The sequence below is a fragment of the bacterium genome (genome assembly GCA_035307765.1).
GTDB lineage: Bacteria > Sysuimicrobiota > Sysuimicrobiia > Sysuimicrobiales > Segetimicrobiaceae > Segetimicrobium.
On sequence record DATGHU010000034.1, the window covers coordinates 141,975 to 166,374 of the forward strand.

Below are 24,400 nucleotides of genomic sequence, written 5' to 3' on the forward strand. Positions count from 1 at the left end.
ATACCACACCCCTGATGCACGCGCAAACGCGGCATCGCCCTCCTTCCAAAGCGGTGGACGCCGTCGGGTTCGGCCGGGAAGGGTGTGCGGATGAGGACGGCTAGGGGTGCCGGTGTTCGTTCGTGGAAGCCGCGGGCGTCGTCGCCAGGACGACCAAAGGATCGCCCGGTCGCACGTACCGGGTCGGATCCTGCGGAACGCCGTTGCGCCGGACTTCAAAGAGCAGATGCGGACCGGTGCTCCAACCGGTGCTGCCGATCCGTCCCATGAGCTGCCCCATGGCGACCCGCTCTCCGAACGAAACAAGCACCGAAGAGAGGTGGGAGTAAGTTGTCTGCAACCCGTTCCCGTGATCGACAATGACCATCCGGCCATACCCCATCATCCACCCCACGAACTGTACGATGCCGCCCCGCGCGGCGCGGACCGGCGTGCCGAGCCGGTTGGCGATGTCGATGCCGGTGTGAAACTCCCGAGTGCCGAAGATCGGGTGAACCCGCCAACCGAACCGCGAGGTAATCTTCCCCTCGGTCGGCTGGAGCATCGCGGGCTCATCGGCCTCCGGCACCCCCATGCGAACCGGGACGGAGCGGATGGAGGTCGCGGAGATCTGCTCCCGCGTTGAGGGCGTCCGCCGCGGCGCCGTCGAGGCGGGGTGCGCACTATCTACCCCTGGAACGACAAGCACCTGCCCAGGGTGTAGCAATGCATCCAGCGAGAGGTGATTAGCGTCCGCCAAGGTCTCCACGCGGACGCCGGCGTCGTGGGAGATTCTCCAGAGCGTCTCACCCGCGGCCACCGTATGCGTGGCGGGGGCGACGGGTACTGCGGCGGTTTCCGGGGATGGGATCACAAGAACCTGGCCGGGATGCAGCAGCGCCCCGGGGGCGAGCCGATTGGCCGCCAGAAGAACGTCGACCGTGACCCCCGCACTCTGCGAGATCCCCCAAGGTGTCTCGCCCGGGGCCACGGTGTGGGAGCCGACGCTCGCCACGGCGGGGCCGGCCGCAGGCGTCGCGAGCGAAAGATCGCTTGACCGCAGGTGCACCACCGGCACCAACGCGGAGGGGGCGGCGGGTTTCCCGGGATCTGCTTTGGCGAGATCTAGAGGAACGGCCAGAGGAACGGCCGCGAGGGTGAGTGCGAGCAACAAGCCTGCCACCACCAGCTGGGCGCGATCTGCCATGCAGGCCTCCCGAGGTTGCGCGATCCGAGATTGTTGAGGAGTTCTTGGGCTACCGAATCGCCTGTGCTGCGTGTGTGATCCGAAGCACCAGCAATAATGTATGCCAGATTATTGCGAGGACTAGCCCATACGTTTGAGCCCGTGGGAGAGAATTCCTGCAACTCCGGGGGATTTTCCCGTGAACAACGCGGATACGGACGTATGTTCCCCAAAGGACCGCGAAGGAGAGCGATCGGTGTGTGTGCGAGCGCCGGACCGCGGCGGCTGCGCCGAGCTGACCCGGTCAGCTACGCGTCGTTGTCGCTGTTCTTAATGATCGACCGGAGGAACGCCTGGTTGTTTGGCGTCTTGCGCAAGCGGTCGAGAATCAATTCGGTCATGGCGACGGTGTCGAGCGTCTCTAGACTCTTCCGAAGCACCCAGACCTTGCGGAGTTCCTCCTCGTTCAGCAACAGCTCCTCGCGCCGCGTGCCGGAGAGCTTGATGTCGATCGCGGGGAACGTCCTGCGCTCCTGCAATTTGCGGTTGAGGTGCAACTCCATATTGCCGGTACCCTTGAATTCCTCGTAGATGACATCGTCCATGCGGCTTCCGGTATCGATCAACGCCGTAGCGATGATCGTGATGCTCCCCCCCTCTTCGATCTTGCGCGCGGCTCCAAAAAAGCGCTTGGGACGATGGAGCGCCGCAGGGTCGAGGCCGCCGGAGAGCGTCCGACCGCTCGGGGGAATCACGAGGTTGTTGGCCCGGGAGAATCGGGTGAGGCTGTCGAGCAGAACGACGACGTCCCGCGCGCCCTCCACAAGCCGCTTTGCGCGTTCCAGCACCAGATCGGCCACCTGTACATGCTCTTCGGGCGGCCGATCGAAGGTCGACGCCACCACCTCGGCCTCCACCGACCGACGCATGTCGGTGACCTCCTCCGGCCGTTCGTCCAGAAGAAGGACCATCAGGTAAATCTCCTGATGGTTTTGCACGATGCTCTGCCCGATCTTCTTCAAGAGCATGGTCTTTCCGGCTTTGGGTGGGGACACGATCATGGCTCGCTGGCCTTTGCCGATGGGCGAGAACAGGTCCACGATGCGAACGGTCAGGTCGCTCTGAGGCAGTTCCAGCTTGAGCCGCTCTTGCGGAAACACCGGCGTGAGTTTCTCGAAATCGGGCCGTGACCGAGCCTGTTCGGGGTCGAGCCCATTCACCGCCTCGACGCGGAGAAGCGCGTAGTACTTCTCATTGTCCTTCGGCGCACGGACCTGTCCCAGAACCTCATCCCCCACTCGAAGCCCGAAGCGCTTGATCTGTGAGGGAGAAACATAGATGTCTTCCTGGCCGGGGAGGTAGCCGCTCGTGCGGAGGAAGCCGTATCCCTCCTGCATAACCTCGAGGATCCCCGAACGAAACATCAGCCCGCTTTGCTCCGTCTGCGCCTGCAAGATCTTCATGATCAGCTCCTGTTTGCGGTAGCGGCGAAAGTTGGGAATGCTGAGATCTTTGGCAAGATCCTGAAGCTCGTTTAGACTCTTGATTTCAAGTTCTGCGATCGCCACTACGGGCCACCTCCACGCAGTCCCATCCCATCACAAGGGGCGGCATCCGAACTTCGGACGCTGGCCCGGCGCTCACTGCCCGGTGGCTTCGATATAGCCCGCTCGACCACGGGGGCCGGTGAGCAGCATTAACACCTGATCGTTGGGCTTGAGATCACTCGGCGCCACCGCTTTGTTGTTCCGATAGACGGCGACCTGAGGCGTCAACGCGTAGCTTTGTACCGCCTGTGTCTCGACGCTTACCGTGATATCCGTAGACCCGACCCGCACGAGCTTCCCCTTCACATAGTTGAACTTATTCAGCGCGCCCATCACCGCCGCGATCGCCCCCGCGGATTCGCCTCGTGTCGTCGCGGCGTTCGGGTGGAAATTCCCGTCCGGCCCGGGGGGCATAATTCCTGTATCGATCGCCACCGCGACGTACCCATGCAGGGTCGGCGGGACATCCGCCGCATCCTTGACGGACAACGGCGCGGAGGATTTTTGGGTCGCCTCCCCCTGCCGGCCCAGCGCTCTGACAAGCAGCGCCGCGAACTCCGCACGGCTCACCTGCGAATTGGGACGGAAGGTATTGTCCGGAAACGTCGCCAGCAACCCCTTTTGAAATTGGAGGGTCACCGTCACCGAGTCGTCCTTTGCGGGCGACACCCCCATGATCTCGTACGGTCCCGGGGGAACGAATTTGTTATCCTGATCCTTTTGGAGCCACCGGGTATCGTAGACAAACGATTTGCCGGAGGCCAGGACGAGGTTGAGGTCTCCCTGGACGAACGTCTGCCCGAGCGACCAGCGGGCCACCTCGGTGGTCCCGCGCCTAACAATAAAGTCATACTGTTGGGTAGTGGGGTATGTGAATTTTATGTCCTGCTTGCCCGAATTCGTGACTTTGAACGTCAGGTCGACAGCATCTTCGGTCCCGTACACCGCCTTGTCGGTCTCGAGGGAGTAGGTGACGTCGCCCTTCCGCACCTCGGCCTTTTGTTGTGAGACGGCACCGGTGTTGAGCAACGCCGCGATCGCCGGTCGCACCTCCTCGGGGATCTCCGCGAGATCCTTGTAGTTCGGGATCCCTCCGGTCCCCTTGATGTCGAGCCCTAAGGCGAGTGCCTCGACCGCCCCGAGTCGGGTAATCGGCTGGCCGGGCTTGAACGTCCCGTCGGGGAATCCATGCAGCACCCCGGCCACAGACAATTTTTCGATCCCTCGCTGATTGGGATCACCCTGGATGTCCGAGAACAACGCGGCTGACGCCGGCATGACGGCGACGACCACCGCGGCGGCAAGCGCCACCGCGGCGACAGCATGACTTCGATGGATCATTGCACACCCTCCCCGCCCATGATTCAGATACCCCAATTTCAGCTTCTCCAGGCCCCCGCCCCCCCTCGGCTCGCCGGCGCGGATTCGCCAACTGCGGTCCCGATCTCTCCTCGCGTAATCCTTCGCGTCACTCGGTTCTCAATTTAGGGAGTGGCGAGAGGACGTCACCGACGAGAGGGAGAGGTGCATGGAAACCAACTGCTCGCGGGGCCCGTCCGCTGGCTCAGATGCCGCACCACCCACGGGAAACGGCGTGTGGCGGAACGAGCTTCGGACAGGCGGCAAGACCTACCATAAAACTTTGGTCCGCGGTATTCGCCGTTGAGTCCTATTTTCCTCCCTATCCCTGCTTGGATCGTTTGCTCACTCGAAAGGGGGCGGGAGCCGCATTGATGCTGTGCAGGTACTCTTCTCATGTATACCACGCCGGATCGCGCACGGCAACAGCCGTATGTTCGGGCTCGGGCCCCTACATTCGCTCCGCGGGGGCGACGCCGATGAGGTCCAGGGTGTTCCGCAGAACCCGCCGCGCCGCGTCGACGAGGATGAGACGCGCCGCGGTCAGCTCCGGATCCTCCGTCAGCACCCGGCACTGAGTGTAAAAGGCGTGAAAGGCCTCCGCTAGTTCCCGCGCGAACGCGCAGAGCCGTTGGGGCTCCCGCCGGGTCCCCGCGGCGTACACGATCTCCGGGAGCATGACGGCGCGTTTGGCCAACACCCACTCCTCAGGAGCGGTGAGCTGGCCTAAGTCGGCCGCATCGGCCCGCGGGAGGCCGATCCCGACCCGCTCGGCCTCGCGAAGGATGCTACAGATTCTGGCGTGGGCGTATTGGACGTAGTAGACGGGATTGTCCGCGGATTTTCGCTGCGCCAGGGCGAAGTCGAAATCCATCGGCACGCTCGGGCTGGTCATGGTAAAGAAGAATCGAGCGGCATCGCGCCCGACCGCGTCGAGAAGATCCCGCAGCGTGATGAACTCCCCGCTGCGCTTGCTCATCCGCACGACCTCACCCTCGTTGCGCAAACGGACGTGCTGGTACAGCAGAACCTCGAGCGACGACGGGTCCTTCCCGAGCGCCTCAAGCCCTCCCCGCACCCGGGCGACGTCTCCGATGTGGTCCACGCCCAGCACGTTGATCAGGTGGTCGAATCCGCGCGCGTACTTATCGAGATGGTACGGGATGTCGGCGGCAAAGTAGGTCGGCCGACCGTCGCCTCGAATCATGACCCGGTCCTTGTCGTCTCCGAACTGCGTGGCGCGAAACCAGAGGGCACCGTCTTGTTCGTAGACGACGCCGCGGCGGCGCAACTCCTCCAGCACCTGCTCCACCGCGCCGCTGGCGTGCAGGGTCCGCTCGCTGAACCAGGTGTCGAAGGTCACCCCGAAAACCTCCAGGGTCGTCCGAATATCGCTCAGCATCTCCTCGAGCGAGATCTCCTGGATCCGGGCCACCCGTGTGGGGAGATCCAAGTCGGCAATGGCGGCACCATGCGCGGCGACGATCCGGCGGCCGATCTCCGCCACGTACGCACCGCGGTACCCTTCCTCGGGGAAGACCGCCGGACGGCCGAGCGCCTCCAGGTAGGTGGCCTCCACGGAGCGGGCAAGGAGCTCAACCTGGTTTCCGTAGTCGTTCACGTAGTACTCGCGAGAAACACGGTAGCCCAACGCTTCCAGGAGGCGCGCCACTGTTTCGCCAACCGCACCGTTCCGGCCCGACCCCACCGTCAGGGGGCCCGTCGGGTTGGCGCTCACGTACTCGACGAGGACGCGCTGACCCCGGCCGATATCCGTTCCACCAAATGCGCGATCGTCGGCATAGACCCGGCGGAGCCATCGGTGGAGAAAGCTCGGCGCCAGCGACAGGTTGAGGAACCCCGGTCCGGCGAGTTCGGCCTTGCTGACCGCCTCGGAGGGAACAGGGAGGTGGCGGAGGATCGCCGTCCCCACATCCCGGGGGGAGCGCCCGAGCGTGCGCGCGAGTACGAGCGCAATGTTCGCCGCAAAATCCCCGTGCCGGGGATCCCGGGGGAGTTCCACCTCGAACCGAGGGAGCTCCGCCGGCGTGGAGGGGGGAAGATCGCCCGCGCTGACAGCGTGGCGGACGGCTTGGGCGATCAGCGCTTGGAGATCATGGGTGAGCACGTCTAGAGTCTGATGACGCCGGCCCGCGACATATCCTGGATATGGATCGTATCAACGAAACGGATCTGGTGCACCGCAGAGGTCATCACCAAAGAATGGGTGCGCACGCCGCCCCCGAACAACCGCACGCCGCGAAAGAGATCACCGTCCGTGATGCCGGTTGCGGCGAATACCAGATCATTGCCCCGCACCAGGTCCTCGGTCCGAAAGATCCGGTCGGGATCACTGATGCCCATCTCCCGCGCGCGCTGACGCTCGGCGTCGTTTCGATACCAGAACCGCCCCTGGATCTCTCCCCCCAGGCACCGCAGCGCGGCCGCGGTGAGCACTCCCTCCGGCGCCCCCCCGATGCCCATGACGGCGTGGACGCCCGGCCCGGAGACCGCCGCGGAGATTGCCGGGGCGACATCCCCGTCCGAGATCAACTTGATCCTGGCCCCCGCCCGACGGACCGCAGCGATGAGATCCGCGTGCCTCGGGCGGTCCAAGATCACCACCGTGATGTCGCTAACTCGACGGCCGAGCGCTTCCGCCAGCACTTCGAGGTTCCGCTCGGGGGGCCACCGCAGATCAACCCTCCCCGCCGCCTGCGGTGGGACGACCAGCTTTTCCATATAAATATCGGGGGCGTGGAGGATCCCACCCTTCTCCGTCACCGACACAATCGCGATGGCGTTCGGCAGGCCCTTGGCGACGAGGTTCGTCCCCTCAACGGGATCCACGGCGGCGTCCACCGTAAAGCCGCCGCCGCGGCCCACCTCTTCGCCGATGTACAGCATGGGGGCCTCATCCTGCTCCCCCTCACCGATCACGATTCGCCCCTGGATCGTCAGCTCGTCGAGCGCCGCGCGCATCGCGGTCACGGCCGCCTTATCCGCCTGCTCAACCCGCCCTTCCCCCATGTGGCGGGCCGCGGCGATCGCCGCGGCCTCCGTCACTTTGACAATGTCGAGGGCGAGCAGGCGCTCCATGGGGCTCACCATATCACCGGGGCTCCGCCGGCCGCTCAGCCAGCACCACGGAAACGGTCCGTGTCTGCCGGTCGCGGACGATGGTCAACGTCACCGTTTCTCCGATCTTCTTGCCGACAACATCGTGGACGAACGTATTCCAGTTGTCGATTCGATCCCCATTTAGGCCGGTGATGATGTCGCCGGGCTCCACCCCCGCCTTGGCGGCCGGGGCGTTCGGCTCAAGCTCCCGAACGATTACCCCGTAGGTGGTCCCCAGGTTGTAGGCCTGGGCGGTCTGCGCATCCACCTCACCGCCGAAGATGACCCCGACCCAAGGCCGAATGACGCGGCCGTTGGCAATGAGCTGCTCCATCTCCCCGCGGGCCACATCGCTCGGGATCGCAAATCCGATCCCCTGGGCGTTCGGGATGATCGCGGTGTTCACGCCGATGACGTTGCCCGAGCTGTCCACCAATGCACCGCCGCTGTTCCCGGGGTTGATCGCCGCCGAGGTCTGGATCAGGTTCTCAACAATGAGGTTCGGTAGCTCGATGTTGCGGTTCAGGGCGCTGACCACCCCCGTCGTGACGGTGCTCCCCAGGCCAAACGGGTTGCCGATCGCGATCGTCAGTTGGCCTACCTGGAGATTCCGGCTGTCCCCCAACCGGACCGACGGCAGGGGCTCTTTGGCAACGACCTTGACCACGGCAAGATCGGCTAGCGGGTCACGGCCGATGAGTTTTCCGGTGAGGGTTTTCCCACCGAGCAGCGTCACCCTGATGGTCGTGGCTCCCTGCACCACGTGGTTGTTGGTGAGGATGTATCCGTCCGGTCGAACGATCACGCCGGACCCCGCCCCCTGCTGGGGGAAGAGCCCAAAGACCGTCTGAACCTGCGACTCCGTATCGATGTTGACCACGGCCGGCCGCACCTGCTTGACCACGTTGATGACGACCGATTCCTCGGGGACGACGCGGACCGTCCCACCCAACGCCGGCGGCGGGGGGGCCGCCGCGGCAAGCGGCGGGGCACTCGGTGCGATTGGGCTGGCGGAAAAGACCGGATGAAGATTCAGATACTGAGGAAGAACGACGCCCCCAAGCAGCGCGCCGATGACCGCGACCGCGATGACGGCCAGCGCCGCCGCGGGGTACCCAGCCCGCCTCGGGGGTGTACCGGGTGATTGCATAGCCATCACAAACCCCTCCTTTTTGGCCTCTCTTAATTATAACATCCTCTACCGGTCGACCAGTTTCACCCCCGTACTATCCTCGGCAGTGTCAAGGTCCGTACGCGACACGCGTCATGTGCGGTGGAACGCCCGGATCATAGCATATACACGGCGATCACGACCGGACTCAGTCGCAACTCTGACATAGCGGGCAGCGGACTTCGCGAAAGGCCAGTTCGATCGCGTCCATCTCCAGTACGAACATGCTGATGCCCGACGCCCAAGATCCGGTCGAGAATTGGCCGTTCCGGTGAAACCATTTTGACCCCTCCTCGCATCCTCCGGGGCCCCATTCACGACGCACTGTCATTTCCGGCCACCCGTTTGCCGCGGTCGGGAGTCCTACGGTATAATCGAGACAATTTGAATCCCTCCCGTTCCCGGGAATGGAGCGCCTTCCGGTGCTGAACTGGATCAGGCGTCCGAAATACGCCCCAGGCGAGCGCCGAGATGTTCCGGCGGGACTCTGGACCAAGTGTCCCCGGTGTGCCACTCTCATCTACCGCAAGGAACTCGAACGCAACCTCCAGGTCTGCCCCCGATGCAACTACCATCACCGGCTGTCCGCCACTGACCGCCTGGCGATGGTGCTGGACGAGGGGTCGTTCGAGGAATACGACGAGAGCTTGGTCCCCGAAGATCCATTGGAATTTGTCGACGAGAAGCCGTATCCGGTCAGGATCGAGGAAGCCCAGCGACGCACCGGCGTGCCGGAGGCGATCCTCACCGGAACCGGCGCGATCGAGGGACGCCACGTCGTCGTGGGAGCCATGGAGTTCGGGTTCCTCGGTGGCAGCATGGGCGCGGTCGTCGGGGAGAAGGTGGCGCGGAGCGCGGAGCGGGCCGCCGCGCGGCGTTGGCCGCTGGTCCTCTTCGCCGCGTCGGGGGGAGCGCGCATGCAGGAAGGGGCCCTTTCCCTCCTCCAGCTCGCGAAAACGAGCATTGCCCTGGGGCGGCTGAGCGATTTCGGGATCATGTTCATCTCCGTGCTCTGTGACCCGACCACCGGGGGGGTGGCCGCGAGCTTCGCGCTCCAAGGCGACATCATCCTCGCCGAACCCGGCGCGCTGATCGGGTTCGCCGGGCGGCGGGTGATCGAGCAAACCATCCGTCAGAAGTTGCCCGAAGGTTTCCAAACCGCGGAGTTTGTCCTCGAGCATGGGTTCCTTGATGCGATCGTTCCGAGAGGGGACCTCCGGTCCACGCTGGGGCGCCTCCTCCGGCTGTGCGGCGCCCCCACTCTGGCAGAGGGCACGGGCCCGGCCACCCACGCATCTTCTCCGCCCGTCCCCACAACCGATGGCCATCCCGTCTGATCTCACCGGGGCTCCTGGAACGAGGGACGAAGCTGCCGCGGAGCGGTTGGAGCGGGAGCTCGAGAAGACCGAGCGCGAAATCAACGAGCTCAGGCGGATCACCGCCGCCGACAAGGGCATGGACCTTGGACGCCAGATCACGGCGCTCCAGGAACGCGCCGAAGTCCTCCGCGAGGCGATCGCCCGCGATCCCACCCCCTGGCAAACGGTCCAGCTGGCCCGACACCCGGGCCGACCCAAGATCGGCGATTATATTGCCGGGCTCACGACGGACTTCATTGAACTTCATGGCGACCGGGGGTTCCGGGACGATCCGGCGATCATCGGGGGGCTGGGGGCGGTTGACGGCAGACCTACGGCGGTGATCGGGCACGCCAAAGGACGTGACACCCGGGAGAATATCGCGCGCAACTTCGGAAGCCCGAATCCGGAGGGGTACCGGAAAGCCCTACGTATCATGCGGCTCGCGGAGAAACTTAAAGCTCCGGTCGTGACGCTGATCGACACCCAGGGGGCCTCCCCGGGGAAGGAAGCGGAGGAACGGGGCCAGAGCGAGGCGATCGCCAGCGGGCTCTTGGGCATGGCGAGACTCCGGACCCCGATCGTCACCGTGATCACCGGCGAGGGGGGAAGCGGGGGCGCCCTGGCCATCGGCGTGGGCGATGTGGTGCTCATGCTGGACAAGGCGATCTACTCGGTGATCTCGCCGGAGGGTTGCGCGGCGATCTTGTGGCGGGATGGCTCGCGGGGCCGCGAGGCTGCACGCGCGCTCCGCCTGACGGCACGCGACCTACTCGGGTTAGGCATCGTCGACGAGATTATCGCCGAGCCCCCCGGGGGGGCACACCGGCAACATGATCAGACCGTCGCCGTGGTCGTCGCCGCCATCCGCCGGTACCTCGCGGCCCTCGCCGGTCGATCGACCGAGGAGCTTCTGTCTGCCAGGTATGCAAAGTACCGTTGCATCGGCCGCCTCAAGGACTTAGCACAACCGCAGACGCCGCCAACCGGGTGAGCCGCGCGGACAGCGAAGCGCAGACGTGGAGAGGGGCAAACGCATGGGCCATGAGGGCCGACTTGATCTCGACGAAATCCGGGCGTTGATCCAACTCGCGACCGAGGCCGACATCACCGAACTCGACGTCGACGCTCCGCACGTCAAGGTTCGAATCAAGAAAACCCACCGCAACTCGGCCGATCGGATCGCGGTGGACCTCGGCCCCCCGGTGGCGGGCGCCGACCCGGATATCCGCCTTGTTCCAATCGCCGCCCCTATGGTCGGGACCTTTTACCGATCCTCCAAACCCGACGCCCCGCCATTTGTGAGTGAGGGGGACGAGATCCATGCCGGCCAGACGGTCTGTATTCTCGAAGCGATGAAGCTCTTCAATGAAATCCCGAGCGATGTGGACGGGCGGATCGTCCGGATCCTGGTCGAGAATGGCGCCCCCGTTGAATACGGGCAGCCGCTGTTCCTCCTCGATCCCGCACCCTAACGATGTTCTCGAAGGTCCTTATCGCCAACCGGGGGGAGATCGCGCTCCGCATCATCCGTGCCTGCCGCGAATTGGGACTGCGGACCGTTGCGGTATACTCCGAAGCCGACCGCGCTTCCCTGCCCGTGCGCATCGCCGACGAGGCGTTTTGCATCGGCCCCGCCCCCGCGCGGGACAGCTACCTCAACATCCCCAGCATCATCAGCACGGCGGAGTTGTTGGGGGTCGACGCGATCCACCCAGGGTATGGATTTCTGGCCGAGAACCCCCATTTCGCCGAGATCTGCCGCGATTGCCGTATAACATTCATCGGCCCGACACCGGAAGCCATCGCAAAGATGGGGAACAAATCGGCGGCCCGGGAGATGATGCGCAAGGCGGGCGTCCCCATCGTGCCGGGCAGTGACGGCCCGGTTCATGATGAGGCCGCTGCGATCGCGGTCGCCCGAGGCATCGGCTATCCCCTGATCGTCAAAGCGGCCGGCGGCGGCGGGGGCCGGGGGATGCGGGTGGTGCAGAACCGGGAGGATCTTCTCGGCGCCCTCACCGAGGCCCAGCGTGAGGCGGAAGCGGCCTTCGGCAACGCCGAAGTCTACATCGAAAAGTACCTCGAGGAGCCGCGCCATATCGAGATCCAGATCCTCGCCGATGCCCGCGGCACGATCGCGACCCTCGGTGAGCGCGACTGTTCGGTGCAGCGCCGCCATCAGAAACTCATTGAAGAGGCGCCGGCCGTCGGGATCACCTCCAAGCTCCGACGAGCCCTGAGCCGCGCGGCCGTACGGGTCGCCGAGGCGGTCTCGTATACAAACGCCGGCACGGTCGAGTTTCTCGTGGATCAGTCGGAACGGTTCTACTTCGTGGAGATGAACACCCGCATCCAAGTCGAGCACGGGGTGACCGAAATGGTCACCGGAGTGGATCTGGTCAAAGAGCAGATCCGAATCGCTGCGGGGGAGCGGATGACCGCCCCGCGCGAAGGGGAGCCGCGCGGGCACGCGATCGAGTGCCGGGTGAACGCTGAGGATCCGTCCCGAGACTTCCTCCCCGCACCCGGCTCGATCACAGCGTTCGTCCCCCCGGGGGGCCCGGGGATCCGTGTAGACACTCACGCCTTCGCCGGCTATCTGATACCTGCCCATTACGACTCGCTGATCGCCAAGGTCATCGCGTGGGGCCTGGATCGCGACGAAGCGGTCGCGCGGATGCAGCGTGCGCTCCAAGAGTTTGAGGTGAAAGGTGTGCCGACGACGATCCCATTCCACCAGCAAGCCCTCGATAACGCCTTCTTCCGCCGCGGTGAGATCTACGTCAACTTCATCCAGCGGCGCATGGACCTGAGCACACTCCGCGCTTAGCCCCTTCGAGGCGCCCATCCCGTGGCGCGCCTCCACCGCCGGCGCGCCGCCCAATCCCCTTCGAGCTTGACGCGAGCCCCTTGGGACATTAATATATCAACTAAATATGATTTGTGATCGCTATGGGGTGCCACCATGACGAGCCGGGATCTCGCGGGGATCGCACAGGCGCTGGCTGATCCGATCCGCCTAACAATGCTGCGGCGACTGATGGACGGCCCGTCGACGGTCTCCGAACTCGTCCTCCTCACCGGAGAGGCGCAGTCCAATGTATCCAACCATCTGGCAGTGCTCCGCAGTCGCGGATTGGTGAGAGCGACTCGGGTCGGGCGGCAGCGAGTCTACGAAATCCCAGACCCTTCGGTGGGGCAACTCGTGGAATCCCTGCTTGTCATTGCGGGGCGCGGACCCCGGCTGACGGTGAAATCCCCCGCCATCGCCAGGGCTCGCACCTGCTACGATCACCTGGCGGGCCGCCTCGGGGTGGCGATCTTCGATTCGCTGGTGGCGCGCGGGGCGATCGCAAAGCCCGCCGCACGGTATCGGGGCCCGGTGGGGTTGGGGCCCGCGGGCCCGGAGGTGTTCGGGCGCCTGATGGTCGATATTCGGGAGGCGAGCAGCGAACGACGTCAGCTCGCGATCGCGTGCGGCGATTGGACCGAACGGAAGCCGCACCTCGGGGGGGCGCTTGGGGCCGCGCTGTGGGCCAGGTCGCTGGAGCGGGGATGGGTGGTGCGCAAACCCGGCACCAGGATCGTGCTGGTGACGGGACGCGGGCGACGTGGGTTCCACGAGAACTTGGGGATCCCGCTCCGCGACCCCGCGCTGCTTTCGGCGTGATCGGGAGACGGCATTGATCACCCTCCCGCTCCCGCGCCGGTTCAGCGTCGCGCGCACGCTGGCGTTCCTTCGAAGTTCGTCGCTGGGGGCGCCGTACCACTTCATCGACCCGCGCCGCCTCCGGCGACTGTTCCGCCTCGGCGGGCGAGCCCGGGTTGTGGAGTTTGCATTCGGCCGGGCCGGCGCTCACCTCCGGGTGGGGATTGCCGGCGAACGCACCGTCCCCCGGCCTCTTGCCCAGGCTCTGCGCCGGCTCGGGGTCCACGTGTGGAGCCTGGACACCGATCTGGCGCAGTGCTACCGGACCTTGCGACGCGATCCCCTGATGACTCCCTTCGTGCGCCGATGCGCAGGGCTGCGGATGATTCGGACGCCCGATCTCTACGAGGCACTCTTGATCGCGGTACTGGGGCAGCAGATCAGCGTTGCGGCGGCCGAATCGGTCCGCCGGCGATTGATGACCGCGCTGGGCGACCGCATGGTCAAGGATGGGATCGTCTTTCTCGGGTACCCACCTCCGCGGCGGCTGAGGAACACATCCCCCCGCCTCTTGCGAACCCTGGGCCTGAGCCGTCAGAAGGCCCGGTACGTGCTGGAGATCGCCGACTGCGCAGCCACCGGGGGCCTACATTCTGCCGCCTTTGACGCGCTCAGCGACGAGCAAGCGATCGAGAGACTCAGGCAGATCCCCGGGGTCGGCCGGTGGACCGCGGAGGTCGTGGCGATGCGCGGGTTGGGCCGGGCGGATGTCTTTCCCGCAGGCGACCTGGGTCTGATGGTGGCCGCACACCGGGCCCTCGGTTGTGCGGCGCGACCGGGGGAAGCGGATCTCCGCACCCTGGCCGAACGGTGGCAGGGGTGGCGGAGTTACGCGGCGCTGTACCTCTGGCAATCGCTGGGGATCACCACCTAGCCACGGACGCCACACGCCCTGAACCGGGGCCGCCGCTCCCCCGCCCGGGTGTGGGAGGGCCCCGCTGCACGGGACGGGGCGAGCGGCCTGCGGCACGAGCCCGCGCAAAGGATGCGCCGCGGCATGGCACGAAGTCCACGCACGATGGCGCGTGTCGCGTTGCTTACGGGCTTCGAACCCTTCGGCGGGCAGGAGGTCAACCCCAGCGGGCGGATCGCCGAGGCCGTTGCGGATCAACAAATCGCGGGCCTCACCATTCGGGTGGGGGTCCTGCCGGTGATCCGGTCCGTCGCGGGGGACCGCGTCGCCGAGCTGATCGAGCGCCACCGACCGGTGGCGGTGGTGTGCTTCGGGCAAGGGAGCCCCCGCCAGACCATGCTGCGAATCGAACGGTTGGCGGCGAACATCCGCGACTACCCGATTCCCGACAACGCGGGCCACCGCCCCTCGGGGGAATCGGTCGTCGCGGGCGCACCAACGGCCTACTTCGCAACGCTGCCCGTCGCGGTGATTCGGGATCGCGTACGCGCGGCGGGCGTCCCGTGCCGCCTCTCGAATTCCGCGGGGACCTTCCTTTGCAACGAAGTCCTCTTCACCACGCTACACCTTCTCGCCGGCCGGAGCCCATCGACCCCTGCCGGGTTCGTGCACGTCCCACTCCTGCCGGAGCAGGTGGCTCGACTCGATCGACCGGGCCCCTCGATGGCGCTGGAGACGATGCTCCGTGGAGCGCGGGCCATCCTCGAGACGGTGGCCGACCTCGTGGCCCATCCGAGAGGCAGGAGCACCGCCCTCTCGTCGCCTCCGCGTGGTGGCGTTCCTCCCGCGAACAAGAATGGGCTCACCGGGGGCCGCGGGCGCCGCCGGTAACCGCCCCGCGGCTGCCGGATGAGAAGCGGTGGCCGACGCGAGCTGAGATTCAGGACGGGCGGACCTCCCACTCGGGGATCCGATCGATCACGGCAATGTGACGGGCTCGGGCGCGATCCGCTACAAGGAGCGGCGGGCGCGCGCGGACGCACCATGGAAGACCAGCGCCGCGGCGCCAACGATCCCGACATCGTCCCCGAGGTCCGCGGGCACTACCCGAACCTGTAGCGCCGGTTTGGGGTAGACGCGTGCGGCGATAGCCGCGTGCAGCGGCCGGAAGAGCAAATCGCCGGTCTTGCTCACGCCGCCGCCAACGATGATCACGGCCGGGTTGAGAATCGCGAGCAGATTGCTGAGAAAGGTGCCGATGTAGGTCCCGGCGCGGCGGTAGAGTTCCAGGGCCAGCGGGTCCCCGCCGACCGCCGCATCCGCAACGGACTGAGCGGTAATCTCCTCGGGGTGGGCCGCAAGATTCTGGAGGGTGGTCCGGTCCCCACGAGCCACGGCTTCGCGCGCCTGCCGGGCGATCGCCGTGCCCGAGGCGAGAGCCTCGAGGCATCCGCGGTTGCCGCAGTGACACCGCGGACCCTCCGGGTCGACGATGATGTGGCCGAACTCACCCGCCGTCCCGTCGGCCCCCCGGTACAGTTGCCCGTCCAGAATCACCCCGCCGCCAATCCCCGTCGAAACCGTAATATAAACGAGATCCCGCACCCCTTGCCCGGCGCCCACCCACGCCTCGCCGAGCGCTGCGGCGTTGGCGTCGTTCTCCACAAAGACCGGAGTTCCAAGTGTTCGAGCGAGCATCGGCCCGAAGGCGGTCTGTTGCCCCCACCCGGTCAGGTTCGGGGGATCGTAGATCACACCGTGGTCATGGTCGGTGGGCCCGGGCACCGCGACCCCGACCCCACGTGTCCCCGTCACCCCGGTGACGCCGGAAAGCTCCCGGGCGAGAGCCCCGATCGCCAGGGCGACCGCGTCGGGGCCCCCCCGCGGGGTGACGATCCGTTTGCGGGCCAGCACCCGCCCGTCGCGATCCACGATCCCCACCAGGAGCTTCGTGCCTCCGAGATCGACCGCGAGCGCAAACCCGGCCGCAGCGCCGCCCACGTTCAACCGCCTATACGCAAGTGGGCAGATCTACGAGCGCCCGAAGGTATCATCGCGCCCCCCGGCCGGATCGCATCGAACGCGAACTGCCGGGCCTCCAGCATCGGCTCAAAGTACCGCTTTTGTCGATTGGTGGCCGTGCCGATGATCATCGTGCGCTCCAGCTCGCTCCCGTAGCCACCAATCCCGGTGCCAATCTCGGTGACGAGCACGTTGCCGACACGAAGCACCACAACGGTCGTCAGCGGATGCGGGATCGCCGAATCCCTTCGAACCTGACCCCGGAAACGGTGAGGCAGTCCTCGTAGGCCCAGCCCAACAGAAACAGCCCCGCGAAATCCTGCCGACTCAGTTCCCCTCGGATCCGGATCTGGACCCCGTTCGAATTCGTCCACGCTGAGCAGCTACGGCTTTCGCGCCGCGCCTTCCCGAGGGGCGATCCACGCGACCCACAGGTTCGGCGCAGCACCTCACGCCTCCCCCCAAGAGCCCGATGGTTCGGGGTGATCAAAGCGGGCGAGGCAGGATGGGTATCCGACCGGCGCGCACTCGGGAGCCAATCGGGCTCCCCGACCCGCCAATGATCGCCTCACGGCGTGTGGCGCGCCCCAGTGCATCTTAAGATTTCCAATGGCCCGTGGCACCCACCCTTCGCCGGCGCCGCGGCAGGGGCGCCATCGCGTCGAGGCGAAGGGGACCTGCAACAGGGGGGCTCTCCATGGGACTGTATTCGGTGATCGCCGTTGTCGTCGTTCTTGCGCTCATACTGCGCAGCGGGATAAGGATCGTCCGCGAGTACCAGCGGCTGGTCGTGTTCCGCCTTGGACGCAGCTTCGGCCCAAAGGGACCCGGGGTCGTCTACCTGATCCCGATCGTCGACCGGGCGGTTTTGGTCGACCTGCGCGAGGTGTTCTTGGAGATTCCCGCGCAGACATGCATCACCAAAGACAACGCGCCGATCTCGATCGATTTCCTCATCTACTGGAAGGTCATCGATCCCCAGCTCAGCGTCATCAAGGTGGGCAACTTCGCCGGCGCAGCGCAGGGGATTGCGACAACCGGCCTGCGTGCCGTCATCGGCGACATCATCCTCGACGACGTGCTGGCGAAGCGTGATCAAATCAACCAGGTCCTGCGTGCCAAACTGGATGAGGTGACCGAGCGCTGGGGCGTCAAGGTAACGACCGTGGAAATCCGCGAGATTACCCCGCCCAAGGACGTCCAGGACGCGATGACACGGCAGATGTCGGCGGAGCGGAGCCGTCGGGCGCTGGTCACGGAGGCGGACGGCAAGAAGCAGGCCGCGATCACGATCGCCGAGGGGGAAAAGCAGGCGGCGATCTTAAAGGCGGAGGGCGACCGGCAGGCGGCGGTCCTCCGAGCGGAGGGGTTCGCGCTCGCGCTCGACAAGATCTTCACCATCGCGAAGACGGTGGACACGAATACGATGAGCCTCCAATACCTGGAGGCGCTCAAGGCGCTGGGGGCGGGGCCGGCGACGAAATTCATCTTCCCGATGGAGTTCACCCGGCTGCTCCAGCCGTTCCTCGACTACGCCGGACGATCGTTCACGTCCTCGCCGAAACCGCCGTAGCGAAACCCCTTAAAAACGGGCGGGCCCCGGCCAGTTCCGCGGGGCCCGCCCGGACCATCCAGTTCGCTCTGAAGACGTGAGATCGAGAAAATAAGGCGGTGCCGCTGGTCTCCCCGGACCTCCGGGGATGTCATCGACAGGCACGGACGTTGCGAAGTCAGTGTGCGGTTACATCACTCCAGATAGCGTGGGACCAGTTCAACTTCGCGCACCCCCTCGGCCGCATGCTCCACGCGCCAGGCGCGGGCCGCGGAACGGGATGCGACGATCTCGAAAAGATCCGTGCCCCGGTAGACGAGCGCCACGCCGTCATCGACCCCGAACCCGGGTGGAATGGCACCCTCGGCCACCGCACGCTGGAAGGCCGCCCGCCGATCCTTCTCTCCGTCATGGTGGGGACAGAAGCTACCGGCGATCAACCCAAGACCATCGCGCAGCGGCCGAAGCGGTCTTCCGAAAGAATCTGTCAGTCCCGCTTCAAACCAGCACAGCGCTCCGGCGCTGACGCCGCACAGGATGGTTCCTCGTTCCCACGCCTCACGAAAAATGGCATCGAGGCCAGTGAGTCGCCAGATCGCCAGCAGGTAAGCGGTCGCGCCGCCTCCGACATAGACGATATCCTGGTCAAGAATGAACTGACGCAGGTCCTGGACGTTCCGATGAAACAGTCGCAAATGCGACGGTAAGCAGCGGTCAATGGTGTAGGCTTCGTAGAAGCGGACGATATAATTGTCCGAATCGCCGCTCGCCGTCGGCACAAAACAGATCTTCGGCAGCGGTGTGCGCGCGAGTGACAGAATGTAGCGGTCGAGGCGGGGATTCTCGGGCTCCGTGCTGAAGCCGCCCCCCCCTAGAGCCACGATGCAGGATTCTGTCATCGTCGCCTGCCTACCGTTCTCGCTCGGCATTGCCCGCGGATCAGTCAGCGGCGTCTCGGCCATAGCACGGCGATGGACCTCGCGCGCGCGAAACGACCTGCCAAGATGCGCCGGGGGCCGAAATCCTGGAGCGGATTTGGGGGGGCGGCATACAAGGCGGGTCGACAGATTGGACCCAGATCGCCCCGCGAGATCCTAGAAAATCGCCTCGTGCGTCTCGGCGTTGAAGACGTGCATCTTCCGCATGTCCAGCACGACCTCTGCCGACTGCCCCATCCGAGCCTGGCTGCGGGCGTCGACGCGAGCCACGATGTTGTGTTCGCCGGCGGTCAGGTAGAGGATGATGTCAGAGCCGAGCGGTTCGTGGACGTCGACCGCGGCCTTGACGACCGCGCCGTCCTTGGTGTCTGCGCGAAACGCCCGATCGTGGACATCCTCGGGGCGGATGCCGAAGATAATCGGCCGACCGGCCCAGGAGGACAGCTTCGGCACGTAGGCCTCGGGCACGTCAGCTTTGAACACCCCCCCGTCAACAACCATCCTGCCGTCCTGTTTGGCCAGCTTGGCTTCGAGGAAGTTCATGGCGGGGGATCCGATGAACCCCGCGACGAACAGGTTCGCCGGTTTGTCGTAGAGGTTGAGCGGACTGTCCACCTGCTGAACGACCCCGTCCTTCATCACGACGATTCGGTCTCCCATCGTCATCGCCTCGACCTGATCGTGCGTGACGTACACCGTCGTCGTTTGCAGCCGGGCATGGAGCTTCTTGATCTCGGCGCGAGTCTGCACCCGCAGCTTCGCGTCCAAGTTGCTGAGCGGCTCGTCCATCAGGAACACCTGGGGCTCGCGCACGATCGCCCGACCGAGGGCGACGCGCTGGCGCTGGCCCCCGGAGAGCTGCTTGGGCTTGCGGGAGAGCAGCTCTTGGATGCCGAGCATCTCGCCCGCCTCCTTCACCCGCCGGTCGATCTCCGGACGCGGATACTTCCGCAGGCGCAGCCCAAACGCCATGTTGTCGTAGACGGTCATGTGCGGGTACAGCGCGTAGTTCTGGAATACCATCGCGATGTCTCGGTCCTTCGGCGCCACGTCATTCACGAGCCGGTCGCCGATGTAGATGTTGCCCGCGGATGCCTCCTCCAACCCGGCGATCAATCGAAGACAGGTGGTCTTGCCGCACCCGGAGGGACCCACCAGGACCGTGAATTGCTTGTCGGGGATGTCGAGCGTGACGTTGTTCACCGCGACGACGTTGCCAAACTGCTTGCTGATTTGCTCGAGCAGCACCTTCGCCAAGTTGCACCCCCGGCGGCGGCCCAGTCTCTGCGCGGTTGCCCCGCGCCCAGTGAGTTGCCGCCACCGCCTGGGCTCTACGACACGGCGCCCTGCCTCCCCTTCCTCTCCACGCCCGGATCAGGCATCGGCGGGGGCACCCGGACGCAGCGGCCGGCTCGTCCCCGCTTCCGCCTCCCGCTTCATCGCGTACAGGCGGCTGTCGGCAACCTGAAGGAGCCGCTCCCAATCCTCCGCGTCGATCGGCCAGGAAGCGATCCCCCAGGAGAAGCTGACGTGCGCCCGGGTCCCCGCCCCATCCGGGATCAGGATTTCGAGGTGCCGGAGCCGGCTCAGCACCTCTTCTGCCTTGGCGGAGGGGGTTTCGGGGAACATCAGGACGAACTCGTCTCCCCCGAACCGCGCCGCGAGGTCGGAGCCCCGAATCGCCTGCGTCAGGATCTCCCCTACCTGGACGAGCACCGTATCGCCCACCGTGTGCCCATAGACGTCGTTGACCAGCTTGAAGCGATTCAGATCGAGCAGCGCCATGCTCAGTTCATATCCCGCCCGCCGGCTCCGTTCTAATTCCGCCTCGAGCCGATCCAGAAAGCAGCGCCGGTTGGCCAACCCGGTCAGGGCATCGGTCGCCGCCAGTTCCTTCATCCGCTCGTGCAAACGTGCCACCTCAACCGCGCCGGCGAGATACCGAGCGACAACGGTCAGCAGGTGCAGTTCCGCTTCCGTGAACGCCCCGGCCGTGGCCCGGTAGGCACTCAGCACCCCAATCGGGCGGCCGTGAACCATCAGCGGGGCGTAAATTGCCGACCGGAGGATCGGGTCCAGTCGGTGGGTGCGGGGGTCGGCGTGCATGTCGGGCACGATCAGCGGGGCGCCGGTGTCCATGACCACCCAGAGCAGACCCTGGCCGCGCCAGAACTCCTTCCCGTGAAAGCTGTCGCGCAACCCGGAAGTGGCCCGGACCCTCAGGATCTCCGGGTTGCGGACGTCCAGCAGGGAGACCGCGCACGAGTCGAACCTCGTCTCCTCGCGGAGGGCCTGCATCACATCCGCGAGCAGGTCGGACAGGCTGAGCACTGCGGTAAACTCCGTGGCCAGCCGCGCCAAAAAGGCCAGCGCCTCATTCGAATCCCGCACCACGGCGTGACCCTCCGGCTGGGGCGGGGCGTCCCCCGGTCCGCGCGATCCCTTGTCCGCGGTCATGCGCGATTCCCCTGTAGGACCTTCACCCGGTCAATGACCTGACAGAACACGTCGACGATCCGCGGATCGAACCGAGTGCCGGCGCATCCCCGCAACTCCGCGATGGCCTCCTCGTGCGATTGGGCCTGCTTATAGGGCCGGTCATCGGTGATGGCACTGTAGGTGTCGACGACGGCGAGGATGCGCGCCCCCAGGGGGATGTCCTCTCCCTCCACGCCGTCCGGATACCCCGATCCGTCCCAGCGCTCTTGGTGGTGGCGCACGATCCTTGCGACCCCGTGCATCCGCTCTGTCGGCGCGAGGATCCCCTCGCCCACGACCGGGTGCTGTCGCATCACGATTTGCTCCGAGGCCGTCAGCGGACCGGACTTCCTCAGGATCTCATCGGGCACCCCGATCTTGCCGATGTCATGGAGAAGGGCTCCCCAGCGAACGTCCCGAATCTCGTCGTCTCCGCATCCCAGCCCCCGGGCCACGGCCTCCGCCAGGTGGGCGATGCGTTCGCTGTGGCCCGCGGTGTAACTGTCCCGGGCGTCCATCGTCCGGGCCAGCGCCAGCACCATCTGAAGGTAGGACTGTTCAAGATTCTGGTAGAGCCGGGCGCGGCGAATCGCCGTCCCCCCGACCTCGGCAATCCCATCGAGGAGGCGCACCTCCGCGTCGGTGAAGGGCCGGGTGCCGGGGCTGCGCTTGCGGCCGAGCCCCAACGTGCCGATTGTCTCCCGCTCCGACCGAACCGGGACGATTACGATGGGGCCCACGGCCAGGAACGGCGAGGGGTCGAACCCGGGGATGGACGCCGCGGTCGCGAAGTCGTCCGTGATGTAGGCCGCACCGGTCTGGACGGCGCGCCCGAACGGGCTCCCGGCAACCGAAAATGTCCCCCCCGCCTGCTCGAACACCTTGCCCACCGCGCAAACCCGGATCAGGGTTTGGCCGTCGGCCAGGAGGGCGAGGGTGCCGTGATCGGCCTGCAGCAGTTGCATGGCCTGCGCAACGAGGATGGGGTACATCTCGTCCGCGTTGCGCGCAGCCCGCAGGCGCCGGCTGAGGTCGTAAAACGCCTCGAGCTCGGCCGTCCGCTGCGCCTGGGCCTGGTCGAGGAGTCCACCCCACCAGGTCCGCTCGACGGTGGTCCGATACTCCTGCGCCGCCATGTCCAGCACGAGGGCGAGGAAGAATCCCCCGGCGATGAAGGCGCCGAGCCGGAAGCCCGTCGTTTCGAGCGCGGCCCCCTGCCCCGCGCGCAGCCAGAGGATGATGATCATCCCGGCCATGGCCATCGACGAGGCCAGGGCCTGCCTGAGGTTCAACCTGGCGACGGCCTCAAGAATGGTCAGATAGTAGAGGTACAGAAATGGGCTGCCGAGCCCCCCGGAGATGACCACCACCACGGTGACCACGATGATGTCGAGGGCGATGATCAGATCCGCCTTCCTCAGCAGGGCGATCCACTGCGGACCGACCGCGAGCATGATGACATATCCGCCGAGGAGCATCACGATGGCGGTAACCGCGGGGTGGGTGACTCGGATCACCTCAAACCAGAGCGCCGGGATCAGCGACAGCAGGACCAGAACCCGGACAAGGCTGATCCACTCTTCGCCCGTGCGGGCCCCGAGCCTGACCGGCGGAGGGGAAGCCGGCAGCAGGGAAGCATCGACTTCAATCCGTGTGGACACCGCCGCGCATCCCTTCCCCGTTTCCGTATGGCATCCGCTCGCCGGGGCGGCCCGTCCGCCGGGTGCCGTGGACCCAAACCGTGGAAGGCGCTCTGAGGACGGGCACGGACCGGCACGCCGCTCCCGACCGCCGCGGTTTGGCCGGCGTGCACGGCGTCATGCGCCGCCTCCGTTGTCGTTCGGGCCACAGTCTCCTGATGAGACAAACTATGCCCATTTCGGGATGGGCCGAGACCTGAACGCCCCACCGCGGGCGGTGGGGCGGGCTGCAAACGGGCGCGCGGCGGGAAAAACCTGCCGGGAGATGCGGAAATCCTCACGTCGTGGTCCTGACGTGAACGCCGCCGCGTCCGCCTCGAGGCCGGATCAGCCGACCTGCCGCAACCCCTGCTTGATGGTGGTGATGATCTCGATTGGAGTGGGATCGATGCCGCGAAGGCAGGCCAGGTAGACGCTGACGAGGTCGCCCGTGAGCACCAGTGAGAGCAATCTGGCGAGGCGGCCCGTCCCGTGTGCCCGCACTTGGTGGACGCCGGCGGCGGGACCGAACGCCAGATCACACGTCAACTCGATGCGTCGAAGTGAGCGCGGGTCCTCGGTGCCGTCCAGCAGCACGACGACGGCGAAGAGTGCCGCCAGTGCCGGCGGAGCTCCCCACCCGACCGTTTCATTATGGTTCAGCTCGGGAAACGCATTGCACGCCGCCAGCGTCTTGCTGTTCTCGTTGAACTGGCACTTCCAACGGCGTGCGGCGGCCTCGAGCCACGGGGAGGAGGCGTAGACGACCGGGATCCTCCCCGCCAACCGCTCCGCCAGCTCCTTGGCGGGGTTCCGGGCCGAAGGGACCTGGGGCCCGTTCTCCGCCGCCAACGTCTCCAGGACCGCGGCGGCGTCCTCCACTTCGGCGCCGCACGGCGCAACGAGACCCCAGCGCTCCAGCGCCGCGAGGATCGGGATCATGAGATATCCAAGCGCGGCGCGAGGGGCGAGGCCGCCCGGCACCACGACACCGGCGCGGCGTGCGGTCTCCTCCAGCGTCCCCCCGGACGTGACGGCAAACAGCACGGCCCCGGCGCGTTCGGCCTGTGCGGCGGCCGCAAGGGTCTCCTCGGTCGTGCCGGAATAACTGGCCGCAATCACGATGGAGCGCCGGCCGACAAATGCGGGCAGGTCGTAGCCCCGGACCACGGTGACGGGCACGGGAACCCGAGGCGCCAGGTATCCGCCGAGCAGGTCGCCGCCGATCGCCGATCCGCCCATCCCGCAGACAACGAGGTGCTCCGTACGGTCGGGCAGCACGGGAAGCGGGGCCGCGGAGCCGAGGCGCCACGCCTCGCGAATCTGTCGGGGCAGTCCAAGGACGCACTCGAGCATTCCCGACGGGTCACAGGCCCGCAACCGTGCGGGGGCGTCGAGCGCCGACATGTGTGAATCATTCGCCGGAGCGCGGCGCTCCCCCCCTCC

21 protein-coding genes are annotated in these 24,400 nt (G+C 66.2%); 8 read left to right on the plus strand and 13 right to left on the minus strand.

Translation table 11 applies throughout. The features are described from left to right. Positions 1-100 precede the first annotated feature (100 nt). The 6 genes from VKV57_11630 to VKV57_11655 form a co-directional block, all read right to left on the minus strand. Entirely contained in the window at positions 101-1,186 is a 1,086-nt protein-coding gene (locus VKV57_11630) for a M23 family metallopeptidase (GenBank protein ID HLW60557.1), read from the minus strand. Positions 1,187-1,473: 287 nt separating this feature from the next. Next, positions 1,474-2,733 carry a transcription termination factor Rho gene (rho, locus tag VKV57_11635; GenBank protein HLW60558.1) on the minus strand — a complete coding sequence of 420 codons (1,260 nt, stop codon included), beginning with the start codon at positions 2,731-2,733 and terminating at the stop codon, positions 1,474-1,476. 72 nt (positions 2,734-2,805) lie between these two features. Next, the gene (locus VKV57_11640) at positions 2,806-4,053 is read right to left on the minus strand and encodes an S-layer homology domain-containing protein (GenBank protein HLW60559.1); all 1,248 of its coding nucleotides are present in this window, start codon (positions 4,051-4,053) and stop codon (positions 2,806-2,808) included. 469 nt (positions 4,054-4,522) lie between these two features. Then, positions 4,523-6,199, minus strand: coding sequence for an arginine--tRNA ligase (gene argS, locus VKV57_11645; GenBank protein HLW60560.1), 1,677 nt, complete (start codon positions 6,197-6,199; stop codon positions 4,523-4,525). 2 nt (positions 6,200-6,201) lie between these two features. After that, positions 6,202-7,182, minus strand: a complete 981-nt coding sequence (gene glpX, locus VKV57_11650) for a class II fructose-bisphosphatase (protein ID HLW60561.1) — start codon at positions 7,180-7,182, stop codon at positions 6,202-6,204. A 1-nt stretch (position 7,183) separates the two neighbouring features. Continuing rightward, entirely contained in the window at positions 7,184-8,347 is a 1,164-nt protein-coding gene (locus VKV57_11655) for a trypsin-like peptidase domain-containing protein (protein HLW60562.1), read from the minus strand. Positions 8,348-8,784: 437 nt separating this feature from the next. On the opposite strand from VKV57_11655, the gene accD reads away from it, so the two are divergent. From accD to VKV57_11690, 7 genes are all read left to right on the plus strand, one after another. Then, entirely contained in the window at positions 8,785-9,699 is a 915-nt protein-coding gene (gene accD, locus VKV57_11660) for an acetyl-CoA carboxylase, carboxyltransferase subunit beta (protein HLW60563.1), read from the plus strand. 46 nt (positions 9,700-9,745) lie between these two features. Then, the gene (locus VKV57_11665; GenBank protein ID HLW60564.1) at positions 9,746-10,714 is read left to right on the plus strand and encodes an acetyl-CoA carboxylase carboxyltransferase subunit alpha; all 969 of its coding nucleotides are present in this window, start codon (positions 9,746-9,748) and stop codon (positions 10,712-10,714) included. 43 nt (positions 10,715-10,757) lie between these two features. After that, entirely contained in the window at positions 10,758-11,195 is a 438-nt protein-coding gene (gene accB / locus VKV57_11670; protein ID HLW60565.1) for an acetyl-CoA carboxylase biotin carboxyl carrier protein, read from the plus strand. Between the two features lie 2 nt (positions 11,196-11,197). Further along, positions 11,198-12,553, plus strand: coding sequence for an acetyl-CoA carboxylase biotin carboxylase subunit (gene accC / locus VKV57_11675; GenBank protein HLW60566.1), 1,356 nt, complete (start codon positions 11,198-11,200; stop codon positions 12,551-12,553). Between the two features lie 135 nt (positions 12,554-12,688). After that, positions 12,689-13,393, plus strand: a complete 705-nt coding sequence (locus VKV57_11680; protein ID HLW60567.1) for a metalloregulator ArsR/SmtB family transcription factor — start codon at positions 12,689-12,691, stop codon at positions 13,391-13,393. A gap of 13 nt (positions 13,394-13,406) precedes the next feature. Continuing rightward, the gene (locus VKV57_11685; protein HLW60568.1) at positions 13,407-14,306 is read left to right on the plus strand and encodes an AlkA N-terminal domain-containing protein; all 900 of its coding nucleotides are present in this window, start codon (positions 13,407-13,409) and stop codon (positions 14,304-14,306) included. Between the two features lie 123 nt (positions 14,307-14,429). Next, complete coding sequence (locus tag VKV57_11690; protein ID HLW60569.1) at positions 14,430-15,176, plus strand: pyroglutamyl-peptidase I; 747 nt, start codon at positions 14,430-14,432, stop codon at positions 15,174-15,176. Between the two features lie 120 nt (positions 15,177-15,296). Here VKV57_11690 and VKV57_11695 read toward each other — a convergent pair whose 3' ends face one another. Together VKV57_11695 and VKV57_11700 are read right to left on the minus strand one after the other, a co-directional pair. Then, complete coding sequence (locus VKV57_11695; protein ID HLW60570.1) at positions 15,297-16,286, minus strand: ROK family protein; 990 nt, start codon at positions 16,284-16,286, stop codon at positions 15,297-15,299. Between the two features lie 2 nt (positions 16,287-16,288). Continuing rightward, a complete protein-coding gene (locus VKV57_11700; GenBank protein HLW60571.1) occupies positions 16,289-16,681 on the minus strand; it encodes a M24 family metallopeptidase in 393 nt (130 codons plus the stop codon). Positions 16,682-17,004: 323 nt separating this feature from the next. On the opposite strand from VKV57_11700, the gene VKV57_11705 reads away from it, so the two are divergent. Further along, complete coding sequence (locus VKV57_11705; GenBank protein ID HLW60572.1) at positions 17,005-17,880, plus strand: SPFH domain-containing protein; 876 nt, start codon at positions 17,005-17,007, stop codon at positions 17,878-17,880. A 173-nt stretch (positions 17,881-18,053) separates the two neighbouring features. Here VKV57_11705 and VKV57_11710 read toward each other — a convergent pair whose 3' ends face one another. The 5 genes from VKV57_11710 to VKV57_11730 form a co-directional block, all read right to left on the minus strand. Next, a complete protein-coding gene (locus VKV57_11710) occupies positions 18,054-18,758 on the minus strand; it encodes a peptidase E (GenBank protein HLW60573.1) in 705 nt (234 codons plus the stop codon). A 195-nt stretch (positions 18,759-18,953) separates the two neighbouring features. Then, positions 18,954-20,054, minus strand: a complete 1,101-nt coding sequence (ugpC, locus tag VKV57_11715) for a sn-glycerol-3-phosphate ABC transporter ATP-binding protein UgpC (GenBank protein HLW60574.1) — start codon at positions 20,052-20,054, stop codon at positions 18,954-18,956. Positions 20,055-20,171: 117 nt separating this feature from the next. Then, positions 20,172-21,254, minus strand: coding sequence for a sensor domain-containing diguanylate cyclase (locus VKV57_11720; GenBank protein HLW60575.1), 1,083 nt, complete (start codon positions 21,252-21,254; stop codon positions 20,172-20,174). After that, positions 21,251-22,936, minus strand: coding sequence for an HD domain-containing phosphohydrolase (locus VKV57_11725; protein ID HLW60576.1), 1,686 nt, complete (start codon positions 22,934-22,936; stop codon positions 21,251-21,253). The genes VKV57_11720 and VKV57_11725 overlap by 4 nt, the downstream gene beginning before the upstream one ends. A gap of 366 nt (positions 22,937-23,302) precedes the next feature. After that, positions 23,303-24,361: a bifunctional phosphoglucose/phosphomannose isomerase gene (locus VKV57_11730; GenBank protein ID HLW60577.1), complete on the minus strand. Its 1,059-nt coding sequence runs from the start codon at positions 24,359-24,361 to the stop codon at positions 23,303-23,305. Between the last annotated feature and the right edge of the window lie 39 nt (positions 24,362-24,400).